General features: G+C 69.9%; 18 protein-coding genes. 11 read left to right on the top strand and 7 right to left on the bottom strand.

Annotation, left to right across the window (positions count from 1 at the left end):
• Positions 1 to 71 precede the first annotated feature (71 nt).
• The 8 genes from MMB17_RS06805 (at position 72) to MMB17_RS06770 (ending at position 8,909) form a co-directional block, all read left to right on the top strand.
• Entirely contained in the window at positions 72 to 578 is a 507-nt protein-coding gene (locus MMB17_RS06805; protein ID WP_238309407.1) for an A24 family peptidase, read from the top strand.
• A gap of 352 nt (positions 579 to 930) precedes the next feature.
• Positions 931 to 1,716, top strand: a complete 786-nt coding sequence (cpaB, locus tag MMB17_RS06800) for a Flp pilus assembly protein CpaB (protein WP_238309408.1) — start codon at positions 931 to 933, stop codon at positions 1,714 to 1,716.
• Between the two features lie 11 nt (positions 1,717 to 1,727).
• Positions 1,728 to 3,239, top strand: coding sequence for a type II and III secretion system protein family protein (locus MMB17_RS06795; protein ID WP_241101532.1), 1,512 nt, complete (start codon positions 1,728 to 1,730; stop codon positions 3,237 to 3,239).
• Positions 3,240 to 3,302: 63 nt separating this feature from the next.
• Positions 3,303 to 4,037 (top strand): CpaD family pilus assembly protein, encoded by a 735-nt coding sequence (locus MMB17_RS06790; protein WP_238309410.1) that lies wholly within the window; start codon positions 3,303 to 3,305, stop codon positions 4,035 to 4,037.
• 115 nt (positions 4,038 to 4,152) lie between these two features.
• The gene (locus MMB17_RS06785) at positions 4,153 to 5,394 is read left to right on the top strand and encodes a CpaE/TadZ family protein (RefSeq protein ID WP_241101531.1); all 1,242 of its coding nucleotides are present in this window, start codon (positions 4,153 to 4,155) and stop codon (positions 5,392 to 5,394) included.
• 38 nt (positions 5,395 to 5,432) lie between these two features.
• Positions 5,433 to 6,884 (top strand): TadA family conjugal transfer-associated ATPase, encoded by a 1,452-nt coding sequence (locus MMB17_RS06780; protein WP_241101530.1) that lies wholly within the window; start codon positions 5,433 to 5,435, stop codon positions 6,882 to 6,884.
• Positions 6,881 to 7,849 carry a type II secretion system F family protein gene (locus MMB17_RS06775; protein WP_241101529.1) on the top strand — a complete coding sequence of 323 codons (969 nt, stop codon included), beginning with the start codon at positions 6,881 to 6,883 and terminating at the stop codon, positions 7,847 to 7,849. The genes MMB17_RS06780 and MMB17_RS06775 overlap by 4 nt, the downstream gene beginning before the upstream one ends.
• A gap of 88 nt (positions 7,850 to 7,937) precedes the next feature.
• Positions 7,938 to 8,909: a type II secretion system F family protein gene (locus MMB17_RS06770; protein ID WP_241101528.1), complete on the top strand. Its 972-nt coding sequence runs from the start codon at positions 7,938 to 7,940 to the stop codon at positions 8,907 to 8,909.
• A gap of 165 nt (positions 8,910 to 9,074) precedes the next feature.
• Here MMB17_RS06770 and MMB17_RS06765 read toward each other — a convergent pair whose 3' ends face one another.
• On the bottom strand, positions 9,075 to 9,920 hold the full coding sequence (locus tag MMB17_RS06765; RefSeq protein ID WP_241102142.1) for a tetratricopeptide repeat protein: 846 nt from the start codon (positions 9,918 to 9,920) through the stop codon (positions 9,075 to 9,077).
• 221 nt (positions 9,921 to 10,141) lie between these two features.
• Here MMB17_RS06765 and MMB17_RS06760 point away from each other — a divergent pair, with 221 nt between their 5' ends.
• Entirely contained in the window at positions 10,142 to 11,548 is a 1,407-nt protein-coding gene (locus tag MMB17_RS06760; protein ID WP_241101527.1) for a leucyl aminopeptidase family protein, read from the top strand.
• Between the two features lie 109 nt (positions 11,549 to 11,657).
• Positions 11,658 to 12,236, top strand: a complete 579-nt coding sequence (locus tag MMB17_RS06755; protein WP_241101526.1) for a type 1 glutamine amidotransferase domain-containing protein — start codon at positions 11,658 to 11,660, stop codon at positions 12,234 to 12,236.
• A 102-nt stretch (positions 12,237 to 12,338) separates the two neighbouring features.
• Here the strand turns inward: MMB17_RS06755 and MMB17_RS06750 are convergent, their stop codons facing one another.
• The 5 genes from MMB17_RS06750 to MMB17_RS06730 all read right to left on the bottom strand — a co-directional run bounded on the left by MMB17_RS06750 (position 12,339) and on the right by MMB17_RS06730 (position 16,362).
• Positions 12,339 to 13,169 carry an acid phosphatase gene (locus tag MMB17_RS06750; RefSeq protein WP_241101525.1) on the bottom strand — a complete coding sequence of 277 codons (831 nt, stop codon included), beginning with the start codon at positions 13,167 to 13,169 and terminating at the stop codon, positions 12,339 to 12,341.
• Between the two features lie 91 nt (positions 13,170 to 13,260).
• Positions 13,261 to 14,142, bottom strand: coding sequence for an alpha/beta fold hydrolase (locus tag MMB17_RS06745; RefSeq protein WP_241101524.1), 882 nt, complete (start codon positions 14,140 to 14,142; stop codon positions 13,261 to 13,263).
• A 17-nt stretch (positions 14,143 to 14,159) separates the two neighbouring features.
• On the bottom strand, positions 14,160 to 15,002 hold the full coding sequence (gene dapD / locus MMB17_RS06740) for a 2,3,4,5-tetrahydropyridine-2,6-dicarboxylate N-succinyltransferase (RefSeq protein ID WP_241101523.1): 843 nt from the start codon (positions 15,000 to 15,002) through the stop codon (positions 14,160 to 14,162).
• A gap of 127 nt (positions 15,003 to 15,129) precedes the next feature.
• The gene (locus MMB17_RS06735; RefSeq protein WP_238309420.1) at positions 15,130 to 15,585 is read right to left on the bottom strand and encodes a Crp/Fnr family transcriptional regulator; all 456 of its coding nucleotides are present in this window, start codon (positions 15,583 to 15,585) and stop codon (positions 15,130 to 15,132) included.
• A gap of 90 nt (positions 15,586 to 15,675) precedes the next feature.
• Positions 15,676 to 16,362, bottom strand: coding sequence for a response regulator transcription factor (locus tag MMB17_RS06730; RefSeq protein ID WP_238309421.1), 687 nt, complete (start codon positions 16,360 to 16,362; stop codon positions 15,676 to 15,678).
• 254 nt (positions 16,363 to 16,616) lie between these two features.
• Here MMB17_RS06730 and MMB17_RS06725 point away from each other — a divergent pair, with 254 nt between their 5' ends.
• Positions 16,617 to 17,153: a L,D-transpeptidase family protein gene (locus MMB17_RS06725; RefSeq protein ID WP_241101522.1), complete on the top strand. Its 537-nt coding sequence runs from the start codon at positions 16,617 to 16,619 to the stop codon at positions 17,151 to 17,153.
• Between the two features lie 12 nt (positions 17,154 to 17,165).
• Here the strand turns inward: MMB17_RS06725 and MMB17_RS06720 are convergent, their stop codons facing one another.
• Positions 17,166 to 17,882: a YggS family pyridoxal phosphate-dependent enzyme gene (locus tag MMB17_RS06720; RefSeq protein ID WP_241101521.1), complete on the bottom strand. Its 717-nt coding sequence runs from the start codon at positions 17,880 to 17,882 to the stop codon at positions 17,166 to 17,168.
• Between the last annotated feature and the right edge of the window lie 288 nt (positions 17,883 to 18,170).

Raw genomic sequence — 18,170 nt, 5'->3', positions numbered from 1 at the left:
GCGAATTCTCAACCCGGTCGCGCCATGCTGCCCGGGTCCGCTCTCCCCTCCCCCGCGCGATCGAGGCCGGCATGGTGACTTTCGCCCTCTGCATCGTCTTCCCGTTCCTGATGGCCTATGCCGCGGCGAGCGATCTGCTGACGATGCTGATCCCGAACCGGGTCAACCTGCTCGTGATGCTCAGCTTCGTCCTCTACGTCGTCGGAGCGGGCCTCGGCTGGGCGGAGATCGGCAACCACGTCGCGGCCGGCGCGCTGACCCTGCTCCTGACCTTCACCCTGTTCGCCCTCGGCTATATCGGCGGCGGCGACGCGAAGCTGGCGGCGGCCACGGCGCTCTGGATCGGGCTCGACCACATGGCCGACTATCTTCTCGTGGCCTCCGTCTTCGGCGGGGCGCTCACGCTGCTGATCCTCTACATGCGCACCTATCCGCTCCCGGGCTTCACGGCGCGGCTTCCCTTCGCGCTGCACCTGCACGATGCGAAGACCGGCATCCCCTACGGCATCGCCCTGGCCGCGGCCGCCCTCGCCGTGCTGCCGATGACCCAGGCCTGGCAGCACCTGCCCCTCGGCTAGGGCACTTCGCACCGAAGCAGAGGCCGCTTCGGCGAAAGGGAGCGCGTCGGAACAAGGATGTGGAGCCCGGCGGGGCTCTCATCCAGTCTTTCCAGGGCCCATCGAAGCAGAGCGCCGGCCTTCCGGCGCTTTTGTCTTGGGCGCGACTGATGCCGGCGGGGCAGCATCAGCCGTTGCCCCGGCCATCTCCAGTTGCCCGGCGGGCTTGTCTTGAGCGCGTCTTGTAGACCTTCCGCATTCGAGACAGCCCCCGATCGGCACCGTGACGAACGGTTAACCTTAATTTGACGAATCCGCCCCAAAGCTCAGGCCAGACGGCGGCCTGCGCCGTCGACGGATCAGCGCGACGCCGATGAAACCAGCCCGTCTTGCCCTCCTTGCCGTTGCTGTCGTGGCAGGCGGTGGCGCGGCCTTCATGATGAGTGGGGATCCGCCGCCGCCCCCGGCGCCGGTCGCCGTCGCGCCGCCGCCGGTGGAGCACGCCGAGATCCTCGTCGCCGCCGCCGATCTTCCCGTGGGCCAGACCCTGAAGCCCGAGGATCTGCGCTGGATGCCCTGGCCCGAACAGGCCGTGGCCCCCGGCTACATCACCCGGAAATTCGCGCCCGACGCGATCAAGGACACGGCCGGTTCGATCATCCGGACGGGCTTCCTGGCCAACGAGCCGATCCGCGCCGAGAAGCTCGTGAAGGCCGGCAGCGGCTTCATGTCGGCGATCCTGCCCGCCGGCCTGCGCGCGGTCGCGGTCACCACGGACACCCGCGGCTCGAGCACCGCGGGCGGGTTCGTGCTGCCCAACGACCATGTCGACGTGATCAAGACCTATCGCGACGACGCCAATGGCGGCGAGCAGATCTCCGAGACGGTGCTGACCGACGTGCGGGTGCTCGCCGTGGGGCAGGTCGTCCAGGAGAAGAACGGCGTGAACGTCGTCACCGGCGAGACCGCCACCCTCGCGCTGACCCCGACCCAGGCGGAGATCATCACCCTCGCCCAGAAGGTCGGCCAGCTCTCCCTGTCCCTGCGCAGCATTCAGGACGCCGGGAAGGTGGCCGAGGCGATGGCCGATGCGGGCGCCGACGGGACGATGACCATCGTCCGCTTCGGCGTGGCCAAGCAGCAGCCCACCCGCCGGTGAGGAGAGGACCGATGTTGAAGACCCATCGCCGGGCAGCCGTCTCCGCATTCCTCGCCGGCTTCGCGCTGAGCACCCTCCCCCAGGGCGCCGCCCGTGCCGAGATGCCGACCACCGTCGCCAACAGCACGGTGGTGACGATCGGGGCCGGCGATGCGAACGTCGCCCGCAAGATCGAGCTGACCCGCGGGCGCTCCCTGATCCTCGATCTCCCCCGGGACGCCAAGGAAGTCTTCGTGGCGAACCCGGCGGTGGCGAACGCCGTGGTGCGCTCGACCCGCAAGGTCTTCGTCATCGGCGTCGACAACGGCGCCACGTCCATCTTCGTGATGGATGCCGAGGGCCGCCAGATCGCCACCCTCGACGTCACCATCGGCAGCGAGCTGAAATTCGATCTGCTCTACCAGATCCTCAATCAGAACTTCCCCGAGGGCCGCTTCGACATCCGCTCCGCGGGCAACTCGATCATCCTGTCCGGTTCCGTGGCCTCGGCGGCCGATGCCGCCCGCGCCTTCGACCTGGCCCAGGCCTTCGTCGGCACCGGCACCGGCATCGGCGGGAATGCCGCCCCCGGCGGCAGCGCACGCGGCACCGTCATCAACAACCTGACCGTGCGGGAGCGCGACCAGGTGATGCTGCGCGTCACCGTGGTCGAGGTGGCCCGCAGCGTCATCAAGCAGTTCGGCATCAACACCAGCGGCAGCTGGTCGGCGCTGAACCCGGTCGCGAGCAACCACTCGATCCTCTCGCAGTCCAACCCCTTCCCGATCACCGGCGGCAACACGCCGGCGGACAACTTCCTGCAGGCCTCGGTGAAGAGCGGCGGGTTCTCGCTTCAGGCGACGCTCAAGGCCTTCGAGCAGGCCGGCGTCTCGCGCATCCTCGCCGAGCCGACCCTCACCGCGATCTCCGGCGAGGCGGCCAAGTTCACGGCGGGCGGCGAGTACCCGGTGCCCTCCAGCGCCTCCTGCGCCGTCGGCATCGTCTGCAGCCCCGGCATCACCTTCAAGACCTACGGCGTGTCGCTGACCTTCACGCCGGTCGTCCTGTCCGAGAACCGCATCTCGGTCCGGGTCGGGACCGACGTCACCGAGATCGATCAGCAGAACAGCTTCAACTACGCGGTCGGCGATCAGGCCGTGGCCGTGCCCGGCACCAAGGTGCGCAAGTCCGAGACCACCGTCGAGCTGCCGTCCGGCGGCACGATGATGACCGCGGGCCTGATCCAGCAGGTCGGCAAGCAGACGATCAGCGGGCTTCCCGGCCTCATCAACCTGCCGATTCTCGGCGCCCTGTTCCGCTCCCGCGACTACCAGCGCCAGGAGACGGAGCTGATGATCATGGTGACGCCCTTCATCGCCAAACCGATGCAGCCCTCGCAGGTCTCCCGCCCCGACGACGGCTTCGTGCAGGCGACGGACCCGCAGGCGGTCCTGCTCGGCCGTATCAACAAGATCTACGGGGTCGCCGGCGGCAGCCCGATCGGCGCGTCCTACCGCGGCCGCGTCGGCTTCATCGCCGACTGATCCGGACCGAATCCTTCCCGAGGCTCAAGGCCGGCGCGGCGCGCCGCATCAGGAACTCGAACGATGGCCCTCCCTCGCAGCAGGATGCCCCTCGCCCTTCTCGGCCTCGCCCTCCTCGCCGGCCCCCTCGCGGCCTGCAAGAGCGACCGGGTCGACACGACGGGCGCGCTCTATCCGAACGACGTGCGCACGCGTCACCCCTTCGTCCTGGCCGACGGCACCCGGACTCTCGATGTGTTCCCGATCGGCCCGGGCCACCTCTCCCCGCGCCAGGCGGCGGATCTCGATGCCTTCCTACTGGAATTCCGGCGCTTCGGCCGCGGCACGCTGGCGGTGGACCTGCCCCAGGGCGTCGCCCCCGGGCTGGTGCCGTCGATCGACCGGACCGCGGCGGCGATCCGCGCGGTCGGCGCGCAGAACGGCATCCCGGCCCGCGCCTTCGTCGTCTCCGGCTACACCGTGGCCAATCCGGCCCTTGCCTCCCCCGTGCGCCTGAGCTTCCAGCGCATGGAAGCCAAGGTGGCGGGCCAGTGCGGGCTCTGGCCGCAGGATCTCGGCACTTCGGATCCGGCCTTCTCCCTGCGCAACGATCCCTACTGGAATCTCGGCTGCGCGACGCGCTCCAACATCGCCGCCCAGATCGCCGACCCCACGGACCTCGTCCAGAGCCGCAGCGAGGGCCGGATCGACACCGTACGCCGCAGCAAGGTCATCAACGAGCTGCGCGAAGGCAAGGATCCATCAACGCAATGGCGCCAGGATGGCGCGGCGAGCGTCAAATCTCAGGTCAGCCAGTAGCCGATCCGGCCGGAGGCCGGGGGCGGCGAGACGCCCCCGGCCTCCGGAAAGCCCTTGCCAACGCCCTGCCCGATACCGGCGCTCCGCCGGGGGGCGCACCAACCGGAAGCACGTCATGTCGGACCCGAACGAGGCCTTCGATCGCGTCATCGCCCCGGTCCCGCGGATCACGATCCAGGCCTATTGCGAGTCGCCCGAGACCGCGGCCCTGATCGAGGAGGTCGCCACGGACCGCCGGATGCACAAGGCCCATGTGAAGGTCCACATGGGCGGCGGCGCGGCGGCGGTGGAAGCCTATCGACACGCACCGACGCCCAACGTGATCGTCATCGAGATGATCGGGATGAAGTCGCGCCCGCTCGAATGCCTCGATGCCCTGGCCGAGGTCTGCGACGAGGGCACCAAGGTCATCGTGATCGGCCACGTCAACGACGTGCTGCTCTACCGGCAGTTCATGCAGCGGGGGGTGAGCGAGTACCTGATGGCCCCGGTCGAGCCCGTGAGCCTGATCGCCGCGATCTCCGACCTGTTCACCGCGCCGGGCGCCAAGCCCGTCGGACGCACCATCGCCGTCTGCGGCGCCAAGGGCGGCGTGGGCGCCTCCACCCTCGCCCAGAACCTCGCCTGGACCGTGGCGCGGGACGGGACGGCCACGGTCATCGTCGATCTCGACATCGCCTTCGGCACGGCGAGCCTCAACTTCAACCAGGATCCGCCCCAGGGCATCGCCGAGGCGGTGTTCGCCCCCGAGCGCCTCGACGCGAACCTGATCGACCGCCTGCTCTCGAAGTGCAGCGACAATCTCAGCCTGCTCTCGGCGCCGGCCACCCTCGACCGCACCATCGACCTCGCCGAGCCCGCCCTCGACAACGTGGTGGAGCTCCTGCGGGCGACGATTCCCGTCGTGGTGTTTGACGTGCCGCATCAATGGACCGCCTGGACGCGGCGGATGCTGATCGGCGCCGACGAGATCGTCCTCGTCTCGGAGCCCGACCTCGCCGGCCTGCGCAACACCAAGAATCTGCTCGGCCTCCTGCAGCAGAACCGCCCGAACGACCGCCCCACCCGGGTCGTGCTCAACCGGGTCGGCATACCCAAGCGCCCGGAGATCGCGGTGGGCGAGTTCGCCAAGGCGCTCGACCACACGGTCTCGGCGACGATCGCCTTCGAGCCGGCCCTGTTCGGCACGGCGGCCAATAACGGCCAGATGATCGCGGAGGTGCAGGGCAATGCGAAGCCGGTCGAGATCTTCGCGGAGCTCGCCGCCGCCCTCATCGGCCGTACCGAGGTCCGGCGCAGCCGCGTCAACCTGCTCGAGCCGCTGCTCGCCAAGCTCGCGCGCCGGAAGGCGTCCTGAGATGCCTCGCCCCTCCCCGGCTCTGAAAGCGCAGCGGCATGTTCGGTCGTAGATCCAGCGCAGCCCCGACCCCGACCCGTCCGGCCGTGCCCGCCGCGCGGACGGCTCCGCCGCCGGCGGAGGAGCCGCGCCGCGCCGCGCCCGATCCGGTCGCGCGCCCGGCGGCCGCGCCGCCGCCGCCGCCGATGCAGAAATCCGAGGACTATTTCCGCACGAAGAGCATGGTCTTCGGCGCGCTGATCGAGGCCATCGACCTCACCCAGCTCGCCCGCCTCGACGGCGAGACGGCCCGCGAGGAAATCCGCGACATCGTCTCGGAGATCATCGGCCTCAAGAACATCGTCCTCTCGATCGCCGAGCAGGAGGAGCTGCTCGACGACATCTGCAACGACGTCCTCGGCTACGGCCCCCTGGAGCCGCTGCTCGCCCGCGACGACATCGCCGACGTGATGGTGAACGGGGCCGACCGGACCTTCATCGAAGTCGGCGGCAAGATCCAGCTGACGAATGTCCGCTTCCGCGACAACCAGCAGCTGATGAACATCTGCCAGCGCATCGTCAGCCAGGTCGGGCGCCGGGTCGACGAAGCCTCGCCGATCTGCGACGCGCGCCTGCCGGACGGCTCCCGCGTCAACGTCATCGCCCCGCCCCTGGCCATCGACGGGCCCGCCCTGACGATCCGAAAGTTCAAGAAGGACAAGCTGACCCTCGATCAGCTCGTGAAGTTCGGCGCGATCTCGAAGGAGGGCGCCAAGATCCTTCAGATCATCGGCAAGACCCGCTGCAACGTGGTCATCTCCGGCGGCACCGGCTCGGGCAAGACCACCCTGCTCAACTGCCTGACCGCCTATATCGAGCACGACGAGCGCGTGATCACCTGCGAGGACGCGGCCGAGCTGCAATTGCAGCAGCCGCACGTGGTGCGCCTCGAAACCCGCCCCCCGAACATGGAGGGGCAGGGGCAGGTCACCATGCGCGACCTCGTGAAAAACTGCCTGCGCATGCGGCCCGAGCGGATCATCGTCGGCGAGGTGCGCGGGCCCGAGGCCTTCGACCTGCTCCAGGCCATGAATACGGGCCACGACGGCTCCATGGGCACGCTGCACGCCAACAGCCCCCGAGAATGCCTGTCGCGTATCGAATCCATGATCACCATGGGCGGCTTCACGCTGCCCTCGCGGACCCTGCGCGAGATGATCGTGGGCTCGGTCGACGTCATCATCCAGGCGATGCGCCTGCGCGACGGCTCCCGCCGCATCACCCACATCACGGAGGTGATGGGCATGGAGGGCGACGTCATCATCACCCAGGACCTCATGGTCTACGACATCATCGGCGAGGACGCGAACGGCAAGCTGATCGGGCGCCACCGCTCCACCGGCATCGGCCGCCCGCGCTTCTGGGAGCGGGCGCGCTATTACGGCGAGGAGCGGGCCCTGGCCGAGGCGCTGGACGCCGCCGCCGTGGGCAATACCGGAGACGAGCCGTGAGCGGCTCCGCGCCGCTCGCGGCCGGCCTTGCCGCCGTCGCCGCAGGGGCGCTGGCCTATGTCGTCCTGATGCCCTGGCTCTCCGGCGAGAACCGCGCGGAGAAACGCCGCAAGGCGATCGAGGGCTCCCGCGCCTCCGGGGTCGAGCGCGTCACGGCCGTCAACCGCCGGGAGCAGGTCGCCAAGAGCCTCAAGGAGCTGGAGGCCAAGAAGGACAAGACCAAGGTCACCCTCGACCTCAAGATCGCCCGGGCCGGGCTCGACTGGACGCGGCAGAAATACCTCCTCGTCTCCGTCGCCCTCGCCCTGCTCACAGCGGGCCTCGGCTTCATGATGACCGGCAGCCCCGTGACCGCGGCCGGCGCGCTCATCGCGGGCGGCTTCGGCCTGCCGCTCTGGATCCTGGCCTTCCTGCAGAAGCGGCGCATCAAGACCTTCGTCGAGGAATTGCCGAACGCCATCGACGTGGTGGTGCGTGGCCTGCGCTCGGGCATCCCCCTCGGCGATTGCCTGCGGATCATCTCGCGGGAGGCGCGCGAGCCCCTGCGCAGCGAGTTCCGCATGGCGATGGAGGCCCAGGGGCTCGGCCTGTCGATGAGCGACGCGATCCTGCGCATGCATGACCGCGTGCCCGTCACCGAAGTGAACTTCTTCGCCGTGGTGATCGCCATCCAGCAGAAATCCGGCGGCAACCTCTCCGAGGCGCTGGGCAACCTGTCGCGGGTGCTGCGCGAGCGCCGCAAGATGCGGGCGAAGGTGCAGGCGATGAGCATGGAGGCCAAGGCCTCGGCGGCGATCATCGGCTGCCTGCCGGTGGGCGTCGCCCTGATCACCTATCTGTCGAGCCCGGATTACGTCTCGCTGCTCTGGACCACGAATGTCGGCAAGATCGCGCTCGTACTCTCGGGGATCTGGATGCTCGTCGGCATCCTGGTGATGAAGAAGATGATCAACTTCGACATCTGACGGCCGGTCCCCGTCATGACCTTCCTCTCCGCGCCATGCCCGCACCGGACGGGTCTGGCGCTCCGGTTTCCCGCGGGCGGAGCACGCCATGCTTGAGCTCATCGCAGAGAAGATCTCCGATCCCCGCTTCGTCGGCATGGTCCTGACCGGCATCGCCGTGGCCGCGACCGCCTTCACGCTGCTGCAGCCGCTGCTGGAGCCCGACCCGCTCGGCAAGCGGATGAAGCTCGTGAGCGACGAGCGCGAGCAGATCCGCCTGCGCGAGCGCGAGCGCCTCAACAACGGCAAGGGCTCGCTGCGCGTCGAGCCGAAGGCCTACATGAAAAGGATCGTGGAGCAGTTCAATCTCAGCAAATGGCTCGGCACGGAAACGGCCAAGGCCAAGCTGATGATGGCGGGCTACCGCTCCACCAGCGCGGAGACGGCCTTCCTCTTCTTCCGGCTGGTGATGCCCGCGGGGATGGCGCTGTTCGCGCTGTTCTACCTCTTCGTGCTCCAGGCGATCGACCAGCCCTTCCTCGTGCGCGTCGGCCTGGTGCTGCTCGCGACCTTCATCGGCATCAAGCTGCCGGAGATCTATCTCTCGAACCAGATCAGCAAGCGGCAGGCGGAGATCAAGCGGGCCTGGCCGGATGCCCTGGACCTGAGCCTGATCTGCGTCGAATCCGGCATGTCGATGGAGAACGCCTTCCGCCGGGTCAGCACGGAGATCGCGACCCAGTCGGTGGTGCTGGCGGAGGAGTTCGCCCTGACGACGGCCGAGCTCTCCTTCCTGCCCGACCGCCGCAACGCCTACGAGAACCTAGCCAACCGCACGGGGCTGGAATCGGTCAAGGCCCTCACCACCGCCCTGATCCAGGCGGAGCGCTACGGCACGCCCCTCGGCCAGGCCCTGCGCGTGCTGGCGCAGGAGAGCCGCGACACGCGCATGACCGAGGCCGAGAAGAAGGCCGCCGCGCTGCCGCCGAAGCTGACCGTGCCGATGATCCTGTTCTTCCTGCCCGTGCTGTTCGTGGTGATCCTGACGCCGGCGATCATCCAGGCCTTCGGCTTCAAGTAGGATCGGCGGCTCCGTCCGGTTTCACGTGGAAACCGAGCAGGCGCGCGGAAGAGCCCCCCGCTGGCCCCCTGCCTCCAGCCGCCTCGATGAGCGGAGGCGGCGAGCCCCAGGGATTCGGCCCCGTCCCGGCCGGCGGCCGGGATCCGGGGCCGCGTGCTTCGATCCTTACTGAGCGGCGGCGACCTGCGCCGGCTTGCGGCCGGCCGCGCGGGTCGGCCTTCCCGCGCCGGCGCGGGCCGCCATGGTGCGCAGCGCGGTCATGTTCGCGGCCACCTCCGCTGGCGGCAGATCCTGGCGCAGCACGGATTCGGCCTCGTCCAGGCGACCCTTCAGCCCGAGGACGAGGGCGAGGTTCTGGCGCACGCGGGAATCGGCCCGCGGCTGCGTGGCGGCGAGGCGCAGCGTGGTCTCGGCCAAGTCGAGCTTGCGCGAGAGCGCGTAGGAGAGGCCGAGATTCGAGAGGACGGAGGGCTCGTTCGGCGCGATCTTGAGGGCCGCCTCGTAGAGCCCTTGGGCGCGGGCGGAATCGCCCATCTGATCGGCCACCGTGCCCTGCGCCGAGAGCACCCGCCAATCGGGCTGCGCGGGCGTATGCGCGTTCTGAAGGACCTCCAGCGCCTCCTGGAAGCGCCCGACCTCGGCCAGGCTCTTGCCGTAGGCGGCGAGCACGGCCTGGTTCTTCGGATTGCGCAACGCCGTCTGTTGCAGCACGGCGACCGCCTGGGGCGCCTGCTCGGTGGCGCGCAGGGCCCGCGCGTAGCGCATCGCGGCGCCGACATCGGACGGGTCGGAATTGTAGCGGGCGGCGAGGGCGTCGACATCCGCCTTGGACACACGGCCCCCGCCCTCCGGCTTGCTCTGGAACATCGAGACGCCTCCGATCGAGCCGGTGGTCTCGGGGGAACCCGACTGGCAGCCGGCCAGAAGAAGGGCCGTCAGAGCCGCGACGGCGAGGGGGCGCGAACCGACAACCCCGCCCGAAAGCTCAGGGGAAAGGCCGAACCGCCGCATCATGATCTTCTCCGCAACCAAGCCGCGGCGCCAGCGCGCGAGCGGCCCAGAGGTGATAGGTCGTTAACCCTAACGCTGCGTTAAGCATCTCCGGCGGGGGCGCACTGGGGGCCCTGCCGCCGGCTCGGGAGGAGCGCGGCACCCTGGCCGAACCCGGTCGGAGTCGGTAAGCCGGAGACGTTTCACGGGAAAACCTCCCTGCCCTCCAAGCGGCTTCGCGCATGTCGATCGAACGGACCGAACCCTCCTCCCTGGATCTCCTACCCGCCGGCAGCCCTTCGGTCCCGGTCCATTGCCTCGGTCTGGCGCGCTGGGCGGAGTTCGCCGCCAGCCTGCCCGCTTCACAACAGGCCTTCGCGAAGGCGCTCGACTTCACGCCCAAGGCCGGCAAGCTCTGCCTGCTGCCGGATCAGGAGGGTCGTCTCGAGCGGGTGCTGTTCGGCCTGGGCGATCTCGAATCCGCCTCCAGCGATCCCCTGCAGGTCGGCCGCCTGCCCGGCCTGCTCCCGCCCGGCGACTATCGCCTGGAGCCGGAGAGCGACGGCGCGCCCGCGGTGGCGGCCCTGGCCTGGCTGATGGGGAGCTACCGTTTCGCGCGGTACCGGGACACGGGGGCCGCGCCGCCACGCCTCGTCGCGCCGGAGGGCATCGACGGCGAAGCCGTGCTGCGCGTGGCCCGCGCCGTGGCGGCCGGTCGCGACCTCATCAACACGCCCTCGAACGATCTCGGCCCGGCGGAGATCGAGGCCGCGGCCCGCACGCTTGCCGCGCGCTTCGGGGCCACCCTCTCGGTGACGGAGGGGGAGGCCCTCGCGGCCGGGTTTCCGCTCGTCCACGCGGTCGGAGCTGCCTCCCCCCGCGCGCCGCGACTCATCGACATGAGCTGGGGGCCTGAGGATGCGCCGAAGGTCACCCTCGTCGGCAAGGGCGTCGTGTTCGACACGGGCGGCCTCGATATCAAGCCCTCGGCCGGCATGCTGCTGATGAAGAAGGATATGGGCGGGGCGGCCGTGGCCCTGTCCACGGCCGAGATGGTCATGGGTGCCGGACTCAAGATTCGCCTCCGGGTGCTGATCCCGACGGTGGAGAACGCGATCGCCGGCAACGCCTTCCGGCCCGGCGACGTCATCCGCTCCAGCGCGGGCCTCAGCGTCGAGATCGGCAACACCGATGCGGAGGGCCGCCTGATCCTGGCCGATGCCCTCGCCCTCGCCGATGCGGAGGCACCGGATCTGTTGATCGATTTCGCGACGCTGACGGGGGCCGCCCGCGTCGCCCTCGGCCCCGATCTCCCGGCCTTCTTCACCCCCGACGACGCGCTCGCCACGGAGATCGAGGCGGCCGCGCGCGCCGCGCTCGATCCGGTCTGGCGGCTTCCCCTGCACCCGCCCTATGCGAGCTTGCTTGAGTCGAAGGTCGCCGATCTCAACAACGTCTCCGGCGGCCCCTTCGCCGGGGCGATCACCGCCGCACTGTTCCTGCGCCGCTTCGCCCCGAAGACGCAGGCGCATGCGCATTTCGACCTGTATGGCTGGAACCCGTCCACCAAGCCCGGCCGGCCCGAGGGCGGCGAGGTGCAGACGGCGCGCCTCGTCCATCACCTGCTGGTGACGCGCTACGGCGGCTGAGCCTCCTTCGGGGATCGTCCCGCGGCGGGAGAACGCCCCTTTGTCGCTGGAACGATCCCCGAAGGCCCCGGTTGCCCAGGCAATCCGTCACCAGCCGGGAGAACAGCCCATGCCTGACATCCAACAGGCCAAGATCCTCATCGTCGCCACCGATGGCTTCGAGGAGAGCGAGCTCACCGTCCCCCAGACGAAGCTCAGCGCGGCCGGCGCGACCGTTCACGTCGCGGCACCGAAATCCCGCCAGTCGCAGGACGCGATCAAGGGATGGGACAAGACCGATTGGGGCCGCAGCGTGAAGGTCGACCGCGACGTCGAGAGCGTCGAGCCGGCCGATTACGACGCCCTGGTTCTGCCGGGCGGCCAGATCAACCCGGACAAGCTGCGGCTGGAGCCCAAGGCGATGGAGGTGATCCGCACCTTCCTTTCCTCCGGCAAGCCCGTCGCCGCGATCTGCCATGCGCCCTGGCTCCTGATCGAGGCCGGCGCCGTGAAGGGCCGCAAGCTCACCTCCTTCGCCTCGATCCGCACGGATGTCGCCAATGCGGGCGGCGAGTGGCAGGACAAGGAAGTGGTGACCGATGGCGGCATCATCACCAGCCGCAACCCCGGCGACCTCGACGCCTTCTGCGCCAAGATCGTCGAGGAGGTGAAGGAAGGCCGTCACGAGCCGCGCCACCTCGCCGCCTGACGCTTCGTTCCAGGATCGGAAAGGGACCGCCACGCCGTCGGCGCGGCGGTCTTTTTTGCCGGCGAAGGACCGCCGGAGGACGATGCTCTTCCCGGGCGCCGATCAGAGCAGGGGCGTGCGGGCGGCGGCATCCTCGCGGGTGCAGATCGCGGGATCCGGCTTCTCTCCGGCCGAGGCGAGGGCCTTGGTCAGGTCAGCCCGGGCCCGTTCGAGGTCGCGCCGGAAATCGGCATTGCCCTGCAGGGCGGCCACCAGGGCCGAGGCGGCCATGCGGGCCGCTTCCACGTCGCTCATCCAGTGCACGCCGCAGACGACCCGGCTCTCGCCGTAGACGCGGCCGCGCACCATGAACTGGGTCGCCTTTTCCGGGACGAGCTGCGCCATGATCAGGGCATAGGCCCATCCTTGGGTCGAATGGCCCGACGGATAGCTGAAGCTGTCGGCCAGCTCCGGCGAGCGCACCACGCAGATCGGCGAGTCGTTGCCGATGAACGGGCGCAGGCGGCGATAATGCCGCTTCGTCGACCGCGTGGAACGGGCGATGTCGACACGGACCCGCTCGAGCAGGTTCATCAGGTCGGGAAAGCGGGCCTGGTCGATACGCTGCCCGAGCACGCAGGAGAAGTCGCTGAGGATGGCCGAGGCCCCGTCCGCCACGTCGGCCGTGGCGAGGGCCCAGCGCTCCGTCCCGTTATAGGCCCGCGTGGCGTTGAAGGCAGCCCGGTCGGCCGCCTCGGCCGCCGAGTGGCCGGCCGGCGGCGGCGGCAGGATCGCCAGGATATCGGGGGTCTTGGTGTCGTCGAGATAGGGGGCCGGCTTGCCCGCCTTGAGGCGATCGGCCCCGACGGAGGGGGCCGCCGTCTCGGGGGCGGCGGAGGCCACCATCGGGATCGCCGTGAGCAGGGCAGCGAGGAACGTCGACAGACGGGGCATCAATCTCGGGTCCTGACTTCGCGGCGACGGATGGGGCACCGGCATAGCATCGACGTGCGACGTGACCTTCTCAGTCCCGTCACGGAGGGGCTCACGCGCAAGCGTTCGCGGACACTGTCACCCTCACGGCGGCAGCCACCTCCCGCGGGTATTCCTCATGGGGGCTGAGGGCGCCGGGAATAGTCGTCGCGGGATGGCCGAGTGTGGCGCTCAACGCGTCCATCTCCGCGGCCGAGCGGCGCGGGGCCCCGACGGGGCGGAGCACGCTCAGAGGGGGCAGGGGGCGCCGGAACAGGGCGTGGAAGGCCTCGCGGCTCTTCACCGGGTCGAGGCCGCCGGTCACGAAGGCCGCCGTGCCGAAGCGGCCGTTACGCTGCCGCGTGATCCGATGCTTGGCGCGGATCACCTCCGGCGTGACGTGATCGGCCTCGGCATAGACATGGGCGCGCATCATGCGCCCGATCACCGGCGGGCTGATGTTGACCCGGTAGAGCGCCTCGCCGAGCACCGGCGCTTCGACGGCCCGGCGGATGCGGGCGAAGAGCGGCGCCCGCTCCTGCCCCATCACCGTCGGCAGGGGACCGCGCCAGGTCGGGGCGACCAGGACCAGCCTCTCGAAGGCGCCGGGATGCCGCGCCGCGGCGGCGACGAGATAGCCTGCGGCATGGCCGGCCGCGAGGCCGAGCGCATAGGGGCCGGGCGCGGCGGCGAGCAGGGCGTCCAGGAAGGCGTGGAGGGTGCCGGGATTCAGGGGCAGGCGCGGACGCGCCTGCGCGCCGAAGCCGGGCCAGTCCGGCACGCGGCAGCGATAGGCCCCGCCGAGCTCTTGCGCGAGCGGCAGCATCTCCTCACGCGCCGAGATGGAGGAGAGGGCCGGCAGGAGCAGCGCCTCCGAGCCCGTGCCGAGAACCGCGCAGGGCGTCGGCACGGGCGTTCCGGCGATGGCGAGATCGAGGATGCGGGTCTCCGCCATCGCCGTGAGGCTCCCGATCAGGTCCGCAGGAGTTCGTTGATACCGGTCTTGGCCCGCGTGCCCGCATCGACCCGCTTGACGATGACCGCGCAGTAGAGGCCCGGGCCGGGGGTGCCGTCCGGCAGCGGCTTGCCGGGCGTCGTGCCGGAGACGACCACGGAATAGGGGGGCACCCGGCCGTAGAAGGTCTCGCCGGTGGTGCGGTCGATGATGCGGGTCGAGGCGCCGATATAGACGCCCATCGAGAGCACCGAGCCCTCGCCGACGATCACGCCCTCGGCCACCTCGGCGCGGGCGCCGATGAAGCAATTGTCCTCGATGATGACCGGATTGGCCTGGAGGGGCTCCAGCACGCCCGCGATGCCGGCTCCGCCCGAGATGTGGCAGTTCTTGCCGACCTGGGCGCAGGAGCCGATCGTCACCCAGGTGTCGACCATGGTGCCCTCGCCCACATGGGCGCCGAGATTGATGAAGCTCGGCATCAGCACGGCGCCGGGGGCGATGAAGGAGCCGCGGCGCACGAAGCAGCCGGGCACCGCGCGGAAGCCGGCGGCCCGGAACTCCGCCTCGCCCCAGCCGGCGAACTTGGACGAGACCTTGTCCCACCAGGGAGCGCCGCCCGGGCCGCCCTCGATCGCGACCATGTCGTTGAGACGGAAGGAGAGCAGGACCGCCTTCTTCAGCCACTGGTTGACCTGCCAGCTGTCGCCCACCTTCTCGGCGACGCGGGCGCGCCCGGAATCGAGCAGGTTCAGCGCCTCCTCCACCGCCTCGCGCACGGCGCCGGTGGTCGAGGTCGAGATGCCGGCGCGCTCCTCCCAGGCGGTTTCGATGGTCTTTTCGAGATCGGCGTGGGACATCGGTCGCGGCTTTCGACGGCGTGGAAACGAGACCGGTGCTTACAAAAGCACGCCCGCCCTGTCACCGGGCCTTCGCCCGCCGCTCTTCTTCACGTCCCAGGGAATTCTTCGCCCCGAAGGTGCCGTCTCAGACCGGCGTGAGGAATCGCCCGCGCAGATCGGCCAGCGCCCCGCTCAGCGCCGCCAGATCCTGGCTGAGCCAGCCATGGATCCGTGTCGCGGCTTCGGGGAATTCGCGCAGCACCCGGGCCATAAGTTGCGGCGTGATCCGCATCACTTCGGAGCCCTCCCGCGCCCGCGCCTCCGCCGGCCGCTCCCCCGCCAGGAAGAGCGCGTGCCGCCCGATCAGGGTCGAGGGACCGGCCAGGACCGGCTCGGCCCCGTCCGCGCGCGGCATCAGCGCAATCAGGCCGGAGAGCACGACATAGCCGCCGTCCGAGCGCTCGCCGCGGGCGAACAGCACCTCGTCCGCTGCCAGCTGGCGCCGCTCCCCGGCGAAGGTGAGCAGGCGCAGGGCGTCGCGGTCGAGGAATTCGAACACGGGCGCGGCGGCGAGGATCGCGATGTCGTCGTCGAGCCCCAATCCGTCCCTCGCCTCACGCCTCGTCCCGCCAACCCGCCAGGATCCGGCGGGGACCTTAGCGGAAGCCGCGCGCCTGCGAAACGCCGCCCCTCACGGCAGCAGCTTGTAGCCCCCAGCTTCGGTCACGAGGATCTCGGCCGCGGCGGGGTTCGGCTCGATCTTCTGGCGCAGGCGGTAGATATGCGTCTCGAGGGTGTGGGTGGTGACCTGCGCGTTGTAGCCCCAGACCTCGGCGAGCAGGGTATCCCGAGGCACCACCTCGCGGCCCGCGCGGTAGAGGAAGCGCAGGATCGCCGTCTCCTTCTCGGTCAGCTTCAGCTTGGAGCCGCGATCGCCGACGAGAAGCTTCGCCCCGGGCCGGAAGGTGTAGGGGCCGATCTGGAAGACCGCATCCTCGCTCGCCTCGTGCTGGCGCAGCTGCACACGAATGCGGGCGAGCAGCACGGCGAACTTGAAGGGCTTCGTGACGTAGTCGTTGGCGCCCGATTCCAGGCCCTCGACCGTGTCCTCCTCCGAGTCCTGGGCGGTCAGCATGATGATGGGGCCGCGATAACCGTTGCGGCGCATGACGCGCACCGCCTCGCGCCCGTCGAGGTCGGGCAGGCCGACATCCATCACGGCGAGGTCGACGCGCTCGTTAGAGACACGCTCGATCGCGGCACCGGCTGTCGCCTCGCTGACGATGCTGAAATCCTCGTAACCCTCGAGCTGCTCGATCAGGGTCTCGCGCAGCGCATCGTCGTCGTCGCATACGAGGAGGCGGTAAGCTGTCGTCATCGAGGGGGAGACTTTCCCTTGGCGCACCGAGCGTTTGTGGGCCGGGCCGTTGGCCCGAACGGACCACCGCAGCGGAGAGGATGCGACGTCAAGCCCGACTCCTTCCCAAAGCCCAGCCAGGGGAGGCTGGACCTGAGCCGCAGAATTAATCCGTTTTGCCACACTTGGAACGTGCGCTGACCCCTTATGCAGCAATTTCCGTGTGCGTGATCGAAACCGCAGGTCAATAGGGCCCCCGAGGAGAAGTCCCTTCCATGAAGCGCACCACGATCACGATCCTGCGCGCGAAGCCACTGGCGGGGGACCGGCGGCGGGGCAAGCTGCTGGTCGGCCCGCTGGTGCTTCCCTGTGCCCTGGGCCGCGGCGGCATCGTCCATAACAAGCGGGAAGGCGATGGCGGTTCGCCCCGCGGCACCTTCCGCCTGCGGGGGGGCGCCTACCGGCCGGACCGGTTCGTCCTGCGCCCTGCGACGCGGCTGCCCCTGAAGGCGACGCGGCCCGAGGACGGCTGGTGCGATGCGCCGCGCGACCGCCGCTACAACCGCCCGATCCGCCTGCCCGCGCCGGGGATCAGCGCGGAGCGGATGTGGCGGCCAGACGGCCTCTACAACGTGGTGATCGACCTCGACTATAACCGCGGCCCGATCCGCCCGGGTCGCGGCTCGGCGATCTTCCTGCACATGGCCCGGCCCGGTTTTCCCCCGACCGAGGGCTGTGTGGCCCTGCGCCCCGCCGATCTCGTGCGGCTCCTGCGCCGGCTCGGGCCGAAGACCCGGCTCGCCATCGGCTGAGCCGGGCCTCTCTCAGCGCTTCGCCCGGGCGCCGAAGATCGCCGTACCGACCCGGATATGGGTCGCGCCCATCTGGATCGCGGCCGGATAGTCGGCGCTCATGCCCATGGAGAGGAAGGGCAGATCGTGCTCCTTCGCGAGCCGGGCGAGCAGCGCGAAATGGGGGGAGGGCGGATCCTCGGCCGGGGGAATGCACATCAATCCGCTGATGACGAGCCCATGCGTGTCGCGGCATTCGGCGAGCAGGGTGGCGAGCTGTCCGGGGCTGACGCCGCCCTTCTGCGGCTCCTCCCCCGTATTGACCTGAATGAGGAGTTTCGGCCGGCGCCCGACACGCTCGATCTCCTTGGCGAGAGCTGCGGCCAGGGAGAGCCGGTCCAGGGAATGGATCACGTCGAACAGCTCCACCGCCTCGCGGGCCTTGTTCGACTGGAGCGGCCCGACGAGGTGGAGCTCGACATCGGGAAAGCGCTCCCTGAGCCCCGGCCACTTGGCCTTCGATTCCTGCACGTAGTTCTCGCCGAAGATCCGCTGCCCCGCCTCCAGCGCCGGCAGGATCGCCTCCGCCGGCACGGTCTTCGAGATGGCGATGAGGCGGATCTCCGCCGGATCGCGCTCGCTGTCCTCGGCGGCGCGGCGCAGGCCCTCGCGCACGTCCGCGAGACCCGCCGCGACATCGGCCTCGCCGACCGGCGGCTTTTGGTCGAGCGGGGCGGGTGCGTCCGTCATGATCTCTCCTGCAAGCGCTGCCGCGATAGGCTTTGGGGCCGTGCGGCGCCCTCCTGTCCCGGCTCCCCGCGATATGGTCGCGTTGCCCCCTCCCCCGCAAACGGAAAATCCCGCAGGACGTTCAATAGGCGGCGCGAGTGAGGCTCGATGGAAACGGGCGGGGCGACGCGTCAGCACACCTGATCCGCATACGCCGTTGACGCTGCGCGCCGCGGATATGCTAGTGCCGGCCCGACCGCGCCCGCCTCAAGCCTGCGCCTGCCCGTTTCCCGCGCCGCGACCCGAGCC

Origin of the sequence: Methylobacterium organophilum (assembly GCF_022533465.1) — a bacterium.
GTDB classification, from domain to species: Bacteria; Pseudomonadota; Alphaproteobacteria; order Rhizobiales; family Beijerinckiaceae; genus Methylobacterium; species Methylobacterium organophilum.
This window is presented reverse-complemented; position numbering and strand designations above follow the sequence as displayed.